Origin of the sequence: Micromonospora sp. NPDC005206 (assembly GCF_040608175.1) — a bacterium.
Classification (GTDB): domain Bacteria; phylum Actinomycetota; class Actinomycetes; order Mycobacteriales; family Micromonosporaceae; genus Micromonospora.
Window position 1 is genome coordinate 164,127 of sequence record NZ_JBEXHU010000006.1, and the last position, 17,252, is coordinate 181,378.

The following is a 17,252-nucleotide window of genomic DNA, read 5'->3' on the forward strand; positions in this document are numbered from 1 at the left end:
GCCGGGCTCAGCCCCGGTCGGGGGCTGCGATCTCCCGCAGCTGGCCGTCGGCCAGCCGCAGCCAGCGCTGCACGCCGATCTCGGCGAGGAACCGCTCGTCGTGGCTGACCACCACGAACGCGCCCTGGTACGCGCTCAACGCGCTCTCCAGTTGGGCGACGCTGACCAGGTCCAGGTTGTTGGTCGGCTCGTCGAGCAGCAGCAGTTGCGGCGCCGGTTCGGCGCAGAGCACGCAGGCGAGGGTGGCGCGCAGCCGCTCGCCGCCGGAGAGCACCCCGACGGGCAGGTTCACCCGGGCGCCCCGGAACAGGAACCGGGCGAGCAGGTTCATCCGCTTGGCGTCCGGCAGGTTCGGCGCGTACGCGGCGAAGTTCTCCGCCACCGTGCGGTCGAGGTCCAGCAGGTCCAGCCGCTGCGACAGGTACGCGATCCGCCCGTCGGCCCATTTGATCTCGCCGCCGGCCGGTTCGAGGTCACCGTTGACGAGGCGTAGCAGGGTCGACTTGCCGACGCCGTTGGCACCGGTGAGCGCGATCCGCTCCGGCCCCCGGATCACCAGATCGGCGCCGTCGCCACCGAACAGCTCCCGGTCGTCGAAGCGGGCCCGCATCCCCTGACCGGAGAAGACCGTGCGCCCGCCCGGGACGCTGGTGTCCGGCAGGTCGACGGTGATCCGGTCCTCCTCGCGTACCGCCCGCCCAGCCTCGTCGAGTCGGGCCTTGGCCTGACCGAGCCGCGCGGAGTGCGTCTCCTGTGCCTTGCCCGCCGACTCCTGCGCACTGCGCTTGAGCCCGCCGGCCACGATCCGGGCCAGGCCGGCGTTCTTCAGGTTCTTGGAGGCGTTGCTGGCCCGCCGGTCGGCCCGCTCCCGGGCCTGCTGCATCTCCCGCTTCTCCCGCTTGACCTCCTGCTCGGCGTTGCGCAGGTTACTCTCGGCCACCTCCCGGGCGGCCTGCACCGCCTCGGTGTACGCGGTGAAGTTGCCCCCGTACCAGCGGATCTCACCGCGGTCCAGCTCAGCGATGCGGTCCATCCGGTCCAGCAGTTCCCGGTCGTGGCTGACCAGCAGCAGGCAGCCGGCCCAGTCGGAGAGGACGTCGTAGAGCTTGTGCCGGGCCTCCAGGTCCAGGTTGTTGGTCGGCTCGTCGAGCAGCAGCACGTCCGGGCGTCGCAGCAGCTGCGCCGCCAGGCCGAGGGAGACCACCTGGCCGCCGCTGAGGGTGTGCAACCGCCGGTCGAGCTCCAGGTCACCGAGGCCGAGCCGGTCCAGCTCGGCGCGGGTGCGCTCCTCGATGTCCCAGTCGTCGCCGATCGTGGCGAAGTGTTTCTCGCTGGCGTCGCCGGCCTCGATGGCGTGCAGCGCCGCGATCCGCTCGGCGACGCCGAGCACCTGGGCCACGGTCAGGTCGCCGGCCAGCGGCAGCGTCTGCGGGAGGTAACCGAGCACCCCGTCGACGGTGACGCTGCCGTCGCTGGGCCGCAGCTCCCCGGCGATCAGCCGCAGCAGCGTGCTCTTGCCGGCGCCGTTGGGCGCGACCAGGCCGGTGCGACCGCCCGGCACGGTGAAGGACAACTCCGAGAAGACCGGGGTGTCGTCCGGCCAGGAGAAGGACAGATTCGAGCAGACAATGAACGCATCAGACATGCGAGTGACCTCAAAGGGTGGGGTGGGCGCGCCAGAGCCGCCCGACGACAAACGGGGACCGGTGGAACGACGACATGGCCACGGCAGCCGCGCACACGCGCGCCGAACCGATGGCCGAACACATCCGGTCTCACCCGGAGATGTCGTCGTCACCCGCCATGTCTGGTCTCCCTGGTCGTTCGTTGACACCCAACTCCGCCGATTCTAACAACGGATCAGACCTGCTCGTCTGAGGACGCCATGTATAGGCTGAGCTATAGTTTTCCTATGTCTCATGAGCCGCCACGTCGTTGGGCGATCAGGACGACAACGGACGTCCGCGACTGGTTGCGATCCCTGCGCCAAACGGACCCCGCGACCTACCGGTCGGTCAACGTGGCGATCGACATGCTTGCGGAGACCGGTCCGGGCCTGGGGCGGCCCCTGGTCGACACCCTCAGAGGTTCGAGCATCAGCAACCTCAAGGAACTCCGGCCGAGATCTGGAAGGGACGTCGCCGTTCGGGTGCTGTTCGTCTTCGATCCCTGGTCCCAGGCAGTGCTGTTGGTTGCTGGCAACAAGGCAGGAGATTGGAATCGATGGTACGAGAAAGCGGTTCCGGTCGCTGAGATTGCGTACGAGGGCTGGCTTGCCTTTGAGAGGAAGCGGAGGGAGGGCTGATGAGCGAATTCCATGACTGGGACGACATCCGAGCTGAGCTGCACGACGGGGACGATGAAGCGCTCGATGCGGAGCGTGCCCGCACCGAAGCGTGGATCAGTGCATTCCATCTTGCTGAGGAGCGGAAGCGGCTGGGTCTGACCCAGCGGCAGGTGGCCGAGCTGATGGGCGTCACGCCTGGTCGAGTCAGCCAGATCGAGAACGGCGACCTGGAGGCCAACGAGGTTGCGACGCTGAGTCGGTACGCGCGAGCGCTCGGGGCCCGGATGCGGATCATCTTCGACTACGGCGACGACCTGCGTCAGATCGCCTGACCCTGATCCGGTTGCTAGGAAACGTCGAAGAGACGAAGGCCGTCGTGATCGGCGAAGTCGGCGTAATCCTTGCCGTGGAACGTCGCCAACGGTGGCCGGTCGACCAGACAGCACGCCGCACGTCGCGGCCGGTTGTCACGGTGGCGCAATTGGTTTGTCGGCCGGGGCTCACCTTGGCCGGTACTCGACCTCGGGGCGGCCGGGGGTGCCGTAGCGGGGGTGGCGCGCGGCCCGGTCGACGGTGACCAGGTACTCCAGGTAGCGGCGGGCGGTCACCCGGGAGATGCCGGTCAGCGCGCTCACCTCGGTCGCGGACAGCCCCACCTCCGCGCGCGTCGGGTCGGTGAGGGCGGCGCGTACCCGCTTGAGGGTCTGCGCGTCCAACCCCTTGGGCAGGCTGTGCCCGGTCGTGCCGCGCAGGGTGGCGAACATCTGGTCCACCTCGTGCTGGGCGGCCACCTCCCCGTCGGCGAGCGCCTGGGCGCGGTAGTCGGCGTAGCGCTCCAGCTTGTCGCGGAAGGCGGCGAAGGTGAACGGCTTGAGCAGGTAGTGGGTCACGCCGAGGGAGACCGCGGTGCGTACCACCGCCAGGTCCCGCGCCGAGGTCACCGCGAGAATGTCGACGCTGCTGCCGGCCGCGCGTAGCGCCCGGCAGACGTCCAGGCCGTGCAGGTCAGGCAGCCGGAAATCGAGGAGTACGAGGTCCACGTCGCCGCCGTCGTTGGCGCGCAGCGCCGCCATGGCCGCCCGCGCGGTGTGCGCCACCCCGACCACGACGAAGCCGGGAACCCGTTCGGTGTACGCCGTGTGGGCCGCCGCCAGCAGCGGCTCGTCCTCGACGACGAGCACCCGGATGTCGGTCATCGGCGTACCCCGACGATCGGCAGCCGGACGGTGAACAGGCTGCCGCCGTCGTCCGAGCGGCCCACCTCGGAACGACCACCGTGCCGGTGGATCACCTGACCGATCAGGGCCAGGCCGAGGCCACGGCCGGTGCTCTTGGTGGACCAGCCGCGCCGGAACGCGTCCGCCACCCGATCTGGCGCCAGCCCGGGGCCGCTGTCGGCGACCCGTACCACCAGTTCGTCGTCGACCGCGCCGACGAAGACCCGCACCCGGCGGGGCGCCGGCGTACCGGCCACCGCTTCGAGGGCGTTGTCGAGAAGGTTGCCGACCACGGTGAGCAGGTCGTTGGTCGGCAGCGGGCTGTCGTCGAGCCGGCAGTCCGGTTCGATCACCAGGTCCACCCCGCGCTCGCTGGCCTGCGCCGACTTGCCGAGCAGCAGCGCGGCCAGCGCCGGCTCGGTCACCGCGCCGACCACCCGGTCGGTCAGCTGCTGAGCGAGGGCCAGGTCCCGGGTGCCGAGCCGCACCGCCTCGTCGGGGCGGCCCAGCTCCACGAGGGTCAGCACGGTGTGCAGCCGGTTGGCCGACTCGTGGGTCTGCGCCTGCAACGCCTCGGTGAGCGCACGTACCGAGTCCAGTTCGCTGGCCAGGGTCCGCAGCTCGGTCTGGTCGCGCAGGGTCAGCACCGTGCCGAGCACGGCGCCCTCGAACCGGGTGATCCGCTGGTTGGCCACCAGCACCCGGTCACCGGCCAGGACCGGCTCGTCGAGGGCGTCCCGCCCGGAGCCGAGCAGCTCGGCCACCGCCGGCGGCAGGTCGATCCCGGCCACCGGCTGGTCGATCACCGCCGCGTCCGCGTCGAGCCCCAGCAGCCGGCGGCCCTCGTCGTTGACGAGTGCCACCCGGCGGTCGGTGGTCAGCACGACGAGACCCTCGCGCACCGAGTGCAGGACCGCGTCGTAGTACTCGTACATCCGGGTCATCTGGGCCGGCCCCAGGCCGTGCGTCTGGCGGCGCAGTCGGCGGCTGAGCAGCCAGGAGCCGGTCGCGGCGAGGGCGAGCGCCGGCGCGGCGACGCCCAGCAGCACCGGCAACTGTCCGAGGAGCTTGCGGTTGATCGCCGAGGTGGTGATGCCCACCGAGACCAGGCCGACGATCCGGCGCTGGTCGTCGTACACCGGAACCACCGCGCGCACCGACTCGCCGAGCGTGCCGACGTTGGTGACGGTGAACGGTTGGCCGGCCAGCGCCGGCGCGATCTCCCCGACGAACGGCTGGCCGATCAGCTCCCGGGTCGGGTGCGAGAAGCGGGTGCGGTCCGGGGCCATCACCACCACGAAGTCGGTGCCCGTCGCCAGTCGGGTCGACTCGGCGTACGGCTGGAGGGTGCTGGCCGGGTCGGCGGTCGCGAGGGCCGCGCGGACGTCGGGGGAGCGGGCCACGGTCTGCGCCACCGCGAGCACCTCCTCCTGTGCCGCCTGCTGGGCGTCGCTTCGGGCCAACCAGACGGCGCCCGCCGCGCCGGCGAGCACGAGCAGCGTCACCACCACCGCCTGGAGGGCGAACAGCTGCCCCGCGATGCTCCACTGGCGCTGGGCCACCTCCACCACCTCCTCGTTGCGCCGGTGCCGTTGCTGCTTCCGCGGTGAACAGAATGACCGCAAGGCTGTCAACGGGTGAGACGCGCTTCACATTGTCGACATGGACTCCACCGCAACCACCACCACACCGGCGCCGCCGGTCCGTCGGGACCGTACCCGTTACCTCTACCTGGCCGTCATCGTCGCCGTGCTGGCCGGCATCGTGGTCGGCCTGGTCGCCCCTGATTTCGGCAAGGAACTCAAGCCGATCGGCACCGGCTTCGTCAACCTGATCAAGATGATGATCAGCCCGGTCATCTTTTGCACCATCGTGCTGGGCGTCGGCTCCGTCCGGCAGGCCGCGAAGGTCGGCAAGGTCGGCGGACTCGCCCTCGGCTACTTCCTGACCATGTCGACCGTCGCGCTCGCCATCGGCCTGGTGGTCGGCAACCTCATCCACCCCGGCTCCGGCCTGGACCTGGGTCAGGACCTCGCCGGCGCGGGCAAGGCCGCCGCGGGCGACGAGGCCGGGGGTACGGCGGACTTCCTGCTCGGGGTCATCCCGACCACGCTGCTCTCCGCGCTCACCGAAGGGGAGGTGCTCCAGACGCTGCTGGTCGCTCTGCTCGTCGGCTTCGCCGTACAGGCGATGGGCCGGCGCGGTGAGCCGGTGCTGAGCGCCATTGGCGTCATCCAGCGGGTGGTCTTCAAGGTGCTCGCCATGATCATGTGGCTGGCGCCGATCGGCGCGTTTGGTGCCATGGCCGCCGTGGTCGGCGCGACCGGCGTGGACGCGCTCAAGAGCCTCGCGCAGATCATGGTCGGCTTCTACGCGACCTGCCTGATTTTCGTGCTGGTCGTCCTCGGCGCGCTGCTGTGGTTCGTGGCCCGGATCTCGATCTTCTCGCTGCTGCGGTACCTCGGCCGGGAGTTCCTGCTGATCCTGTCGACCTCGTCGTCGGAGTCGGCGCTGCCGCGGCTGATCGCCAAGATGGAGCACTTCGGGGTGAGCAAGCCGGTCGTGGGCATCACGGTGCCGACCGGGTACTCGTTCAACCTGGACGGCACGGCGATCTACCTGACCATGGCGTCACTGTTCATCGCCGACGCCATGGGCAAGCCGCTGTCGATCGGTGAGCAGATCTCGCTGCTGCTGTTCATGATCATCGCTTCCAAGGGAGCGGCGGGGGTCACCGGCGCCGGGCTGGCGACGCTGGCCGGTGGGCTTCAGTCGCACCGGCCCGACCTGGTGGACGGGGTCGGTTTGATCGTGGGCATCGACCGGTTCATGTCGGAGGCACGGGCGTTGACGAACTTCGCCGGCAACGCGGTCGCGACCGTGCTGGTGGGGACGTGGACCGGGGAATTTGATCGGGATCGGGCGGTTGAGGTGCTGCGCGGCGACGACCCGTTCGACGAGGCGACAATGCTCGACGAGCACGACAACGAGGACGAGTCGGCGTCGCGGCGGCCCGCCGACGAGCCGGCCGCGCCAGTCGGGGCGTCGGTCTGACCTCGTTGAAGAGACACCCCGGGGTCCCGCCTGCTCAACGGCAGCGGGACCCCGGGTTCACAACAGATGTGGGCACCGATCGAGGCGGGCGGAGTGAGTCGATACTGAGCCGATGACGGACGAGCAGCCGACGGAGCTGACCCGGTGGACCATTCACGGTGAGCGAAGCGTCGACGATACCCGGCGAGCGCGGCTGAGCATCGCCGACGTGGAGTTGCCTGACGGCGGACGGTTCGAGCAGTACGTGATTCGAGCACCCCGGTCGGCCATGGTCGCGGTCCTCGACGATCGCGAGCGCCTGCTGCTCATGCGGCGGCACCGGTTCGTGTTCGACCGATGGGTGTGGGAGTTGCCCGGCGGCTACGTCGATAGTGACGAGCAGCCCGATGTGTGCGCCGTACGCGAGGTGGAGGAGGAGACCGGGTGGCGTCCGCACCAGGTCGAGCCGCTCCTGTCGTTCCAACCATGGGTGGGCACCGCGGACGCCGAGAACCTCCTCTTCCTCTCCCGGGCGGCGGAGCACACGGATGGTCCGGTCGACGTGAACGAGGCCGAGCGGGTCGCCTGGATCCCGCTGGCCGAGGCGCGGGAGCTCGTGGCACAAGGCGAGATCGTCGGGGCCGGGACGGTGATCGCAGTACTGGAGTTGGTTGCCCGACAGGCGCGTGGGGAGTTGTAGGCGTCAGCGCCGGGTGCCGAGGACCGCGTCGACCCGCCGGATGAATTGTTGAACGGTGGGTCGTCGGCGGTAGGGCACGAGTTCAGCTTGCAGGTCGCGTACGTAGCGGGCGGCCCTGGCCGATTGGAGCCGTGTGGTCAGAGTCAATGCTTCCGCCCCGACGAGGCAAGCCCGCTCCGGTTCCCCTGGCTGCGCCTGCGCCGTGGCGAGAAGGGCGAGGTTGAAGGCCTTGCCGCGGACGTACTGCTCGTCCATCCGAAGAGACCGGCCGCCCCGCCGAGAGTTCACACCGAAGCGGTCACTCCATCACGGCTGAGTGGTTGCGGTAGACGAGACACGTTCCACCGGGGAAAGACTCCACAGCAGGAGCTGGAACGGGTCCTCGCCGCAGGTGAGCCATGTGCCGTCGCCGAGCGCCATCGGGCTCTCTGAAATGGGCATCGAGTACTCGACCCGACCGAGCACGTCACCCTGCGACGCGTCGACGAGCCAATGCTGCGGGCGACCGTACTCCTCATCGTTCTCGTCGGCGCTCGCGATCACCGTGCGCTCGTCGACGAAGCCGCACTGGTAGTCCCAGTAGGGCTCCTCCGCCGTGTCCGACGGTGGTTGCGGGTGGGCCTGAAGCTGGTCGGCGGCAACCTCGTGCAGCACCGCACCGTCGGGAAGCCGATGGACCGCCAGGTCTCCCTGATGGTGGGCGACCGTGAGCAACAGTCTCCCGGACGGGCTGACGTCGATGAGGGAACGGTCGTCATCCCCGATCGAGGTGACGGTGAGTTGGACGCCGTCCCACCGGCCCCACCGCAGCGGGACACCGTCCTGGCCTTCGCCGATGCTGATGCCCATCTGGCCGGGGTCGGGGTGGGGAACGTGGTGGGAGCCGGCGGCTGCGGTGTCGGTCGAGGCCCGTCCCAGGATGCGACCGTCGGTGGCGTCGATCACGAGCCACTCCTCGTCGTACTCCGCCTCCGCGTCGTCGGGCAGAGGGGTGCGTACGTGCGCCCAAGCCGTCGAGCCGTCCGCGCTGATCGCGCACGAGCCCCGATCGGGATAGCGGTGCTCGTCGGTGCCCGCGTACTCCTCGTAGGACTCGTGGAGCGACGAGCAGGGGGAGCCCCAGCACGCGTGCCGCACACTCCAGCGCAGCGTGCCGGTCTGGTCGACCGCGTGCAGAGCGTGCTGGCCGCTGAAGACCGCCAGGTCGAGGGTAGGGCTCACCGCATCGACCCCGCCCGCCCCACGCGGCCATGGCGCCGGGAACCGCGCGGCGGGAGTGTCGTCGCCGCTGAGGAGCCGGTCGAGGTCGTATGCCAACAGCTCGTCGTGCCGGCGGATCACGACGAGCCGGCGATGCGGCCACCGCTGGACGGCGGGAGTGTCGGCGGTGCTGGCCATATCGGGTACGCGAGGGGCGTTCGACGGCATCCGGAAGGACGTTACGAGGTGAGGGGTGAAGCGCACCGGAACATCCTGCCAGGATGCGCCGCCCACCACGGCTCCGGAGCGTCGTGGTCATCGGTCAGCTGCTTTCAGACGGCCTGGGGCTACGGCGTGTTGGTTTCGTCGCAGGGACGGCCGATGCCGAGGTTGACTCGGTCCTGCCGCCCGTCCGACCGGACGATGAGCGGTAGGCAGGTGGCTCGTGCAACCCACGTGCCGCCGACGAAGGCCATCCACTGAGGTTGTCCCTCCGTGGGCGCGCAGGCGTGCACCCGGGCGGTCGCCGCGGGCGTTCCCGAAGCGCCCCATCCGATCCGGGCGTCGTCTTCCCATCCGGGCGCCACCTGAAGGTCAACGACAGTTCCGGCGCGTACGACCAATCCCCATTTGGCAAATAGCCGAGCTGCTGGATCGGCCTCGCCCGATTCCTCCGCGGGCAGCACCGTGCGGCCCGGCACCGCCGCATTCTCGCCCACGAGCCGATAACCCTCCGGTGGCGTGGGCATCGCCGCTGCCGATGTCGTGCACGGCGTCTCACCACTGCTTCCGGCCGTTGCCGTGGCCGCGCCATCGACAGACGGTGTGGCAGGGCGGCTGGAGTCGCTCGGGGGCGTGCAGGCAGTCAGCGTCACCATCAGGAACGTGAGGCCCCAGAGCAGGTTCGGCCTGGTCCAGATGCCCTGCATGGGCCCCGGTCCGGCCGGAGGCCGTGCCGTACGGGTCTCGACGGGATTCGAGTTCATTCGATATTCATATCAGATCGCCGATATACGCATTGGTAACATCGCGTTGGGCGACAGTGGGCGTGCATAGTGGAGTTGTGTCGGAATGGTCCAGTGGAGGCCGCCGAAAGCCGCGTGTGACATATCCAACTGTCGCTTTCCACCTGTCGGGAAGAATTGGGCACGTAATGATCGCCAGGCACCTTCCTGTCGTGCCCGACACCCCTCGACAGTTGATTGCCAATCGCTACCGGCTGGTACGTCCGCTCGGACAGGGCGGAATGGGCCGTGTGTGGCAGGCCCGTGACGAGATGCTCCAGCGGGACGTGGCCATCAAGGAGTTGGTGGCACCGCCCGGTCTGCGTGACGACGAGCGTCGGGAGATGCGCGAACGGTCCATGCGCGAGGCTCGGGCCGTCGCCCGCCTGGGTCATGGCAACGTGGTACGCGTCTTCGACGTGCTGCACTCCGGCGACGACCCCTGGATCGTGATGGAGCTCGTCCCGTCCCGTTCCCTGCACGAGGTGCTCGAATCAGAGGGTCCGATGCCGGTGGCCCGCGCCGCGCGGATCGGGCTGGGTGTGCTGGGCGCGCTGCGGGCGGCACACCAGGCCGGCGTGCTGCACCGCGACGTCAAGCCGGCCAATGTGCTGCTCGCCGACGACGGCAGGGTGGTGCTGACCGACTTCGGTCTGGCCACCCTCCCCGGCGACCCGCGCATGACGCAGACCGGCATGGTGCTCGGCTCGCCCGCGTACCTCGCACCGGAGCGGGCCACCGACGGCGACGTCGGCCCCGCCGCCAACCTCTGGTCACTCGGCGCCACCCTCTACGCGGCGGTGGAGGGACGTACCCCCTATCAACGCTCGTCCCCGATCGCCACGCTCGCCGCCCTCGCCACCGAGGCGCCACCACCGCCGCAGCGAGCCGGGCTGCTGAACCCGCTCCTCGAAGGACTGCTGCGGCGGGAGCCGGCTCAGCGGATCAGCGCCGAGGAGGCGGATCGCCTACTGCGCCGCGCCGTCGACCCGGATGTGCCGGCCGCCCGGATCAACACCGGCGACGATTCTCGTCCGCAGATCGTGCCCGAGTTCGTCACCGTCGGGTCCGGTCCGCCAGCGTCACCGGCCGTCCCCGACGCGCCTGTTCCAACGCCGGTCCGCAGGCGTCGGGGTCGGCTGATCGGGTCACTCGCCGCTGCCCTGCTGCTCGTGTCGTTGGTGAGTGCGGCGTTGGTGAACCGCGGAATGTCCGGCGGAGCGGGCGACCGCCAGGTGGCGATGCCGACCGCGAACCCGTCGCCCATCGCCGAGACGCCGGTGTCCAGGGTGCTGCCACCGCCGCCCGCCGGCTGGCACTACCACCGCGACGATCCGCGCTTCCTCGTACCGGTGCCGGACGGCTGGCAGCCGCGGCGAAACGGTGAGCGGGCCGAATTCCGCGAGCCGGACGGCAGCCGCGTGCTCGTCGTCGACGAACTCCGCCGCGTCCCGGCGGACCTGGCCGCCGAGCTACGGGCGCGGGAGAAGGCGGAACGCAAGCGGTACGCCAAGTACCGGCAGGTCCGGCTCGCCGCGCTGCGCTACCAGGCACGGGCGGCGCAATGGGAGTGGACGTACACCGCCGAGGACGGTACGCCGATGCGCGCGGTGAGCCGCGCCTTCGTCGGTCACAACGGCCACGCGTACACGATCGGCTGGACCACCTCGGCGGCCGAGTGGTCGGCCAGCGCGGGTGTCTTCGCGCTGATCACGGATGGTTTCCAGGGCCTGCCCGTCACGGGCGGCTCGCCGTCGAGATCGGCCGGCCCACCGCCGTCCGGGGACGCAGGGCAGTCGTCGCCGCGGCCGGGCAGCGGCGCGACGACCGGCCCGGGGAATCCGGCGCAGCAGCCGTCGGCACCGCCAGCGCCCCCGTCGCCGACGCCGACCAACACGCCCACCGGGAAGCAGATCGTCGGCTTCGCCAGTGACCGCTGCATCGACATCCCGGACGGCAACGCCACCGCCGGTGCTCGACTCCAGATCTGGGACTGCCGCCGGACCGCCAAGCAGCTGTGGACCTTCCCGGCGGACGGCACGGTCCGCTCGATGGGCAAGTGCCTGGACGTCGCCGGCCACTCCACCGAGAACGGGGCCGCTGTCCAGCTGGCCGACTGCACCGGCGCGGGGTCCCAGAAGTTCACCCTGAACAAGGCCCACGACCTGGTGAACACCAGGGCGGACAGATGCGTCGACGTGCTCGACCAGAACCCCGACAACGGCGCCCGCCTGCAGCTCTGGCAGTGCAACGGGCAGGCGAACCAGAAGTGGCGGGCCAGCTGAGCGCTGACGCGGGCTATTCGGCGCGAAACCCGCCGCCACCGGGAGGCTCCATGGAAAATGGTGGGCCGGGGAGGGCGCTGCGACGAACCCGGGGGAGCCGGCGTGCTCGGAACCAGCCTCCTGGGCCGGCTTCGCAGCCGTGACCCGGGGGATGCCGTCCTGCGGCGCGCGGCACGCCTGACCCTCGTCGCGTCCGTCGTCTTCTACGCCTGCCGCTACGGCGCGGGCAGCCCGATGCTCGCCACGTACGGTCTGTTCGGCGTGGTCGCCGCCGGGTCGTTCGCGCAGCTGCCCGGTCCGGCGCCCCAGCGGGCGCGGATCCTCGTCACGTCACTGCCGGCGGTCTGGGCCCTGATCGCCGCGGGCACCCTGCTGGCGTGGAGCACCTGGGCGGCCGCCGGCGGAATGCTGGTCATCGGGTTCGTCGTGGCGTTCGCCGGGGTCGGCAACCCGCGCCTGGTCGGGCTGGCCAGCGCGTTCCAGCTCTTCTACATCCTGGCGTCCTTCCCGCCGTACCAGCCGGACACCCTGCCGGAGCGGCTGGCGGGGGTCACGCTCGCCGTCGTGCTGCTCGCGGTGGCCGAGGTGTTCCTCTGGCCCGATCCGGTGCCGGTCACCTACCGGCAGCGTCTCGTCGAGGCCACTGGTGGCGTCGCGGCGTTCCTGGAGGCCACCGCCGCCCTGTTGACCGATCCGCGGGGCGGTCACGGCGGTCGGGACACACGGCGCGAGCGGGCGTACGACGCGGTGGCCGGCCTCGCGTTGGGCCGCAATCCCCCGGAGTGGGCACCCACCGCGGCGGGCGCTCGGGACCGGGCGTTGCGAATCTGCGCGGCGGCGTTGCGGGAGGTGCTCGCCGAGGCGGACCGGTTGGCGGCGGACGCGCCGCCGGAGCCGATCCCGGACCTAGCCGCGGCGCGGCTGCTGAGCTCGTGTGCCGAGACGACCCGTGCCGCTGGCGGGAGCCTGGCGCCGGGTGCACCGCCGGTCGACCTCGGCGACCTGGACGCCGCGATCGGGCGGGCCGAGAGGGCGTACCCCGTTGGAGAGGGCGACGACCGCCACGCGCCGGACGTGCCCCGGTTGTGCCGGGACGCGACGGCGCTGGCCCTCGCCGACCAGGTACGGGTTCTCGCCGTCGGTGCCCGGGTGGCCAACGGGTCACGGCTCGAGGGCGAGGAGGTCTCGGGGCAGTTCGAGTACGCGCGGCATGGCCCGTGGACGCTGTACTGGCGACAGTTCCGCCTCCACCTGGCGCCCCGATCCGACTACCTGCACAGCTCGCTGCGGCTGGCCGTGGCGCTGGCCGTCGCGCGGGTGGCCGCCGGGGTGTTGTCGCTCACCCACGGCTTCTGGGTGCTCCTGGCGACCCTCACCGTCCTGCGCACCTCGGCGGCGGACACCCGCACGGCGCTGCGGCCCGCCGTGCTCGGCACGATCGCCGGGGTCGTCGTCAGCGGCGGGCTCCTGCTCCTCGTCCAGGAGCCCATCGTGTACGCCATCGCGTTGCCGTTCACCCTGATGCTGGCCTTCGGCGTGGGCCGCCTGCTGGGGCCGGTCTGGCAGCAGGCCCTGTTCACCGTGCTGCTGACGTTCGTCTTCGCCCAGCTCGCCCCCGAAGGATGGCGACTCGCCGCGGCCCGCCTGGTCGACGTCGTGCTCGGCGCCGTGATCGGCGTGGTCGCCGGCATCGCCATGTGGCCGCGCGGCGCGAGCCGCGACCTGCGGCGCAACGCCGGCCGCTACCTGGAGGCCAGCGCGGACGCGGTCGACCAGACCATCCGGGCGGTGCTCGGCGGCCCTCGGCCCGACCAGGCTTTCGAACGGGTCCGCAGGAGCATGGTCCTCGTCGACTCGTCCTACTGCCAGTACCACACGGAGCGGCCCGAGCCGCCGAGCCGGCGCGTGGACTGGGACGCCGTCCTGGCCGCTGGGCACCGCGCGGTGCCCGCCGCCGAGTCGTTGCTGCGGCGCAACCCACCCGGCTGCCTCGCGGGCTGGCCCGCGGTGGCGCCGTTACTACGGGACTCCGCAGGTCAACTGCGATCGGAGTACGACGACCTCGCCGACGAGGTCGCGCACGGCCGGCCGTCGGGCCCGGTGCCCCCGCCGGCTGACTGCGTCGACGAACTCGACCGGATCCGCCCCCTGCTGGGTGCGGTCGGCTCCCAGTCCTCGATCCGGCATCTGGTGGAGGTCGACCGTTGGCTGGCCGGTCTCGCCGACAGCCTCTCCCGGATCCACCCGCCGGGCGGCGGTGACGTGTCCGGCCGAGGTGGGAAGCCGTGACGGCTCAGCCCGTTGGGGCGGCAGGATGTTCGTGAGCGTTATACCTCAGTGTCATATCTATACCTCAGAGTCATCACGCTCGTCAGGGACCGGCCCGCCGCGCAGGGCGCACAGGTGGCTCGTCCATGCGCCGCAGGCCGCCGGCCGCCGATTGGCCGTGCCGAACCCGGGCCGTCCCGCCTAGCGTCGGTCCCGTGGACATCGAGCAGGCACAGCAGTTGTGGAAGCCGGAGCCCGGCTGGCTGAACACCGCCTCCTACGGGCTGCCGCCCGAGCCGGCCTGGACGGCGATGCAGGAGGCCCTGGCCGACTGGCGGGTCGGCCGTACGTCGTGGGAAGGCTGGGGAGACTCCGTGCAGCGGGCGCGTACCGCGATCGCCGGCCTGATCGGGGTGCCGGTCGGTGACGTGGCGGTCGGTGCGGCCGTGTCCCAGATTCTCGCGCCGGTCGCGGCGGCGCTGCCGGCCGGTGCCACGGTGGTGGTCCCCGAGGTCGAGTTCACCTCGAACCTGTTCCCCTGGCTGGTCCAGGAGGATCGCGGGGTCAAGGTCCGGACGGTGCCGCTGGAGTCGCTGGTCGACGCGATCGACGCCGACACCGATCTGGTCGCGTTCAGCCTGGTGCAGTCGGCCGACGGGGCTGTCGCGGCGTACGACGAGATCGTGGCCGCGGCCCGCGCGCACGGCGCGCTGGTGGTGGTGGACGCCACCCAGGCGTGCGGCTGGCTGCCGTTTGACGCGAGCCGGGCCGACGTGGTGGCGGTGGGCGGCTACAAGTGGCTGATGAACCCGCGCGGCACCGCGTACGCCTATCTGGCACCGGCGTTGCGTGACCGGCTGCGCCCCGACGCCGCCGGCTGGTACGCGGGCCGCGACCCGCACGCCTCCTACTACGGACCGCCGCTGCGGCTCGCCGACGACGCCCGCCGGTTCGACATCTCACCGGCCTGGTTCAGCTGGGTCGGCGCGGCTCCCGCCCTGGAGTTGGTCGCCGAGATCGGCGTGCCGGCGATCCGGGCACACGACGTGGCGCTGGCCAACCGGTTCCTGACCGGGCTGGGCCGGCCGCCGGGGGAGAGCGCCATCGTCACCGTCGACGTGCCCGACGCGGAGCGGCGCCTGACGGCGGCCGGCATCCGGGCAGCGGTGCGCGCCGGCCGGGTCCGGGCCTCCTTCCACATCTACTCCACCGAGGCCGATGTGGACGCCGCCCTGACGGCGCTGACCAGCTGAGCTGGTCAGCACCACCCCCGCTCAGGCCAGGTGACCGCCGATCTTCGTGTACCCGCGCAGCAGGTCGCGCGAGATGATCAGGCGCTGCATCTCGTCGGTGCCCTCGAAGATCCGGTAGAGCCGGACCTGCCGGTACCAGCGCTCGATGGGCAGCTCACGGGTGTAGCCCATGCCGCCGTGGATCTGGAGCACCCGGTCGACCACGCGGTTGACCATTCCGGCGCCGTAGAGCTTGCCCATCGACGAGGCGTGCCGGGGGTCCATGCCCTGGTCGACCGTCCACGCCGACTTCAACACGAGCCAGCGGGCCGCCTCCAGCTCGGTCTCCGAGTCGGCGATCATCCACTGGATGGCCTGGTTGGTGCCGATCTTCGAGCCGAACGTCTCCCGGGTGTTGGCGTGGTCGATGGCCATCTGAAGGACCCGCTCGGCGATGCCGATGGCGTGCGAGGGGATGGTGTAGCGGCCCTTGCCGATCCACTCCATGCCCAGCGTGAAGCCCTGCCCGACCTCGCCGAGGATGTTGCGGTGCGGCACGCGTACGCCGTCGAAGATCAGCGACGCGGGCCCGCCCTCGCCCATGGTCTGGATGAACTCCGAGCGCCAGCCCATCGCCCGCTCCACCAGGAACGCGGTGGCGCCGCCGTTGCGGGCGCCCTTCTCCCGGTCGGTCACCGCCACCACGATGGCGAAGTCGGCGTCGTTGCCGCCGGTGATGAACGTCTTCTCGCCGTCCAGGATCCAGTCGTCGCCGTCGCGGCGGGCGGACAGCCGAATGTTCGCCGCGTCCGAACCGGCACCCGGCTCGGTGATCGCGAAGCAGGAGCGCCGCTGGCCCTCGATGGTCGGGATGAGGAACTCCCGCTTCTGCTCCTCGGTGGCGTGGAACAGGATGTTGTCCGCCTCGCCACCGAAACGGAACGGCACGAACGTGTGGCCCAGCTCGGTCCAGATCAGCGACTGGAGCACCGCCGGCAGGTCCATCCCGCCGTACTCCTCCGGGGTGGCCAGGCCCCAGAAGCCGAACTTGCGAGCCTTGAGTTGCAGCTCGCGCACCTCGGAGTGGTCCAGGCCCGGCTGGTGCGCCCGTTCCCGGCGGAGCACCTCCTCCTCCAGCGGCATCACCTCGCGGCGGATGAACGACCGGACGGTGTCCCGTACCGCCCGCTCCTCGTCGGTCAGCGAAAAGTCCACGGTGGTCCTCCTGGCGTCGGTGCTGCCGGTCACCCTTAAACTAGCGGTGTAAGTTTTGCCGCGTCCAGACCCCACGGCCGAGACCCGCGAGGAGCGCAGTGCCCCGACCACGCCAGCCCCGGCTCACCCGGCAGCTCATCGTCGAGACCGCCACCGCGGTGATCGACGCCGAGGGCCTGCCGGCGTTCTCCACCCGCCGGCTCGCCGCCGAGCTGGGCGTGCGTGGTCCGTCGCTCTACAACCACTTCGCCACCAAGGACGAGATCCTGGACGCGGTCGCCGACGCGGTCACCGCCGCGGTGGACACCGGTGGCTTCGCCAGCCGGGACTGGGTCACCGCGCTGCGCGACTGGGCCTGGTCGTACCGGCGGGCGCTCACCGCGCACCCGAACATCGTGCCGTACCTGGCCCAGGGGCCCGGCCGTCGGCCGGCCGCGCTGGCCATGGCGGACGCGGTCTACGGCGGGCTGGTGCGCGCCGGCTGGCCGCCGGCCCGGGCCACCCACATCGGCGCCGCGCTGCGCTACTTCGTGGCCGGGTCGGCGCTCGGCTCGTTCGCCCGCGGCTTCGTCGAGGACCCCGAGCTGTACGCCGCGCACTACCCGCACCTGCGCCAGGCGCACCGGCTCGCCGAGCACCAGCAGAGCGTGGACGAGGGCGCGTTCGCCCTCGGCCTGGACGCCCTGCTGCACGGCCTGGCCGCCGAGTACGCCCGCACCGTCGGCCCCCTCGGTCCGGTGGAGTCCGCCCGGTCCAGCGGGTAGCGTCGAAACTCCCAGCGCTAGTTTCATCGCCCATCGCCCACCCCCGA

14 protein-coding genes and 2 pseudogenes are annotated in these 17,252 nt (G+C 71.2%); 9 read left to right on the plus strand and 7 right to left on the minus strand.

Annotated features, from left to right (window positions below; translation table 11 throughout):
- Positions 1 to 7: 7 nt before the first annotated feature.
- Positions 8 to 1,645, minus strand: a complete 1,638-nt coding sequence (gene abc-f, locus ABZU69_RS10850) for a ribosomal protection-like ABC-F family protein (protein WP_354964171.1) — start codon at positions 1,643 to 1,645, stop codon at positions 8 to 10.
- A gap of 267 nt (positions 1,646 to 1,912) precedes the next feature.
- Between abc-f and ABZU69_RS10855 the strand changes: the two genes are divergently transcribed.
- Positions 1,913 to 2,305 carry a type II toxin-antitoxin system RelE/ParE family toxin gene (locus ABZU69_RS10855; protein WP_354964172.1) on the plus strand — a complete coding sequence of 131 codons (393 nt, stop codon included), beginning with the start codon at positions 1,913 to 1,915 and terminating at the stop codon, positions 2,303 to 2,305.
- A complete protein-coding gene (locus ABZU69_RS10860) occupies positions 2,305 to 2,619 on the plus strand; it encodes a helix-turn-helix transcriptional regulator (protein WP_354964173.1) in 315 nt (104 codons plus the stop codon). Before ABZU69_RS10855 ends, ABZU69_RS10860 begins: the two co-directional genes overlap by 1 nt.
- A gap of 168 nt (positions 2,620 to 2,787) precedes the next feature.
- On the opposite strand, the gene ABZU69_RS10865 is transcribed toward ABZU69_RS10860, so the two are convergent.
- Positions 2,788 to 3,483 (minus strand): response regulator, encoded by a 696-nt coding sequence (locus ABZU69_RS10865; RefSeq protein WP_354964174.1) that lies wholly within the window; start codon positions 3,481 to 3,483, stop codon positions 2,788 to 2,790.
- Entirely contained in the window at positions 3,480 to 5,066 is a 1,587-nt protein-coding gene (locus ABZU69_RS10870; protein ID WP_354964175.1) for a sensor histidine kinase, read from the minus strand. The genes ABZU69_RS10865 and ABZU69_RS10870 overlap by 4 nt, the downstream gene beginning before the upstream one ends.
- 100 nt (positions 5,067 to 5,166) lie before the next feature.
- On the opposite strand from ABZU69_RS10870, the gene ABZU69_RS10875 reads away from it, so the two are divergent.
- Positions 5,167 to 6,558, plus strand: a complete 1,392-nt coding sequence (locus ABZU69_RS10875; protein WP_354964176.1) for a cation:dicarboxylase symporter family transporter — start codon at positions 5,167 to 5,169, stop codon at positions 6,556 to 6,558.
- A 112-nt stretch (positions 6,559 to 6,670) separates the two neighbouring features.
- Positions 6,671 to 7,237: an NUDIX hydrolase gene (locus ABZU69_RS10880; RefSeq protein ID WP_354964177.1), complete on the plus strand. Its 567-nt coding sequence runs from the start codon at positions 6,671 to 6,673 to the stop codon at positions 7,235 to 7,237.
- A gap of 3 nt (positions 7,238 to 7,240) precedes the next feature.
- Here ABZU69_RS10880 and ABZU69_RS10885 read toward each other — a convergent pair.
- The 3 genes and pseudogenes from ABZU69_RS10885 to ABZU69_RS10895 form a co-directional block, all read right to left on the minus strand.
- Positions 7,241 to 7,504, minus strand: a pseudogene (locus tag ABZU69_RS10885) (XRE family transcriptional regulator); the annotation flags it as partial.
- Between the two features lie 39 nt (positions 7,505 to 7,543).
- On the minus strand, positions 7,544 to 8,635 hold the full coding sequence (locus ABZU69_RS10890; RefSeq protein WP_354964178.1) for a hypothetical protein: 1,092 nt from the start codon (positions 8,633 to 8,635) through the stop codon (positions 7,544 to 7,546).
- 149 nt (positions 8,636 to 8,784) lie between these two features.
- Positions 8,785 to 9,366 carry a hypothetical protein gene (locus tag ABZU69_RS10895; protein WP_354964179.1) on the minus strand — a complete coding sequence of 194 codons (582 nt, stop codon included), beginning with the start codon at positions 9,364 to 9,366 and terminating at the stop codon, positions 8,785 to 8,787.
- A 224-nt stretch (positions 9,367 to 9,590) separates the two neighbouring features.
- Here ABZU69_RS10895 and ABZU69_RS10900 point away from each other — a divergent pair.
- The 4 genes and pseudogenes from ABZU69_RS10900 to ABZU69_RS10915 form a co-directional block, all read left to right on the plus strand.
- Positions 9,591 to 11,180, plus strand: a pseudogene (locus ABZU69_RS10900) (serine/threonine-protein kinase); the annotation flags it as partial.
- Between the two features lie 174 nt (positions 11,181 to 11,354).
- A complete protein-coding gene (locus ABZU69_RS10905) occupies positions 11,355 to 11,726 on the plus strand; it encodes an RICIN domain-containing protein (protein WP_354964334.1) in 372 nt (123 codons plus the stop codon).
- A gap of 102 nt (positions 11,727 to 11,828) precedes the next feature.
- Positions 11,829 to 14,015: an FUSC family protein gene (locus ABZU69_RS10910; protein ID WP_354964180.1), complete on the plus strand. Its 2,187-nt coding sequence runs from the start codon at positions 11,829 to 11,831 to the stop codon at positions 14,013 to 14,015.
- Positions 14,016 to 14,209: 194 nt separating this feature from the next.
- Positions 14,210 to 15,247, plus strand: a complete 1,038-nt coding sequence (locus ABZU69_RS10915; RefSeq protein ID WP_354964181.1) for an aminotransferase class V-fold PLP-dependent enzyme — start codon at positions 14,210 to 14,212, stop codon at positions 15,245 to 15,247.
- A gap of 21 nt (positions 15,248 to 15,268) precedes the next feature.
- Here ABZU69_RS10915 and ABZU69_RS10920 read toward each other — a convergent pair whose 3' ends face one another.
- Complete coding sequence (locus ABZU69_RS10920; RefSeq protein ID WP_354964182.1) at positions 15,269 to 16,441, minus strand: acyl-CoA dehydrogenase family protein; 1,173 nt, start codon at positions 16,439 to 16,441, stop codon at positions 15,269 to 15,271.
- A gap of 98 nt (positions 16,442 to 16,539) precedes the next feature.
- On the opposite strand from ABZU69_RS10920, the gene ABZU69_RS10925 reads away from it, so the two are divergent.
- On the plus strand, positions 16,540 to 17,205 hold the full coding sequence (locus ABZU69_RS10925) for a TetR/AcrR family transcriptional regulator (protein ID WP_354964183.1): 666 nt from the start codon (positions 16,540 to 16,542) through the stop codon (positions 17,203 to 17,205).
- Positions 17,206 to 17,252: the final 47 nt, after the last annotated feature.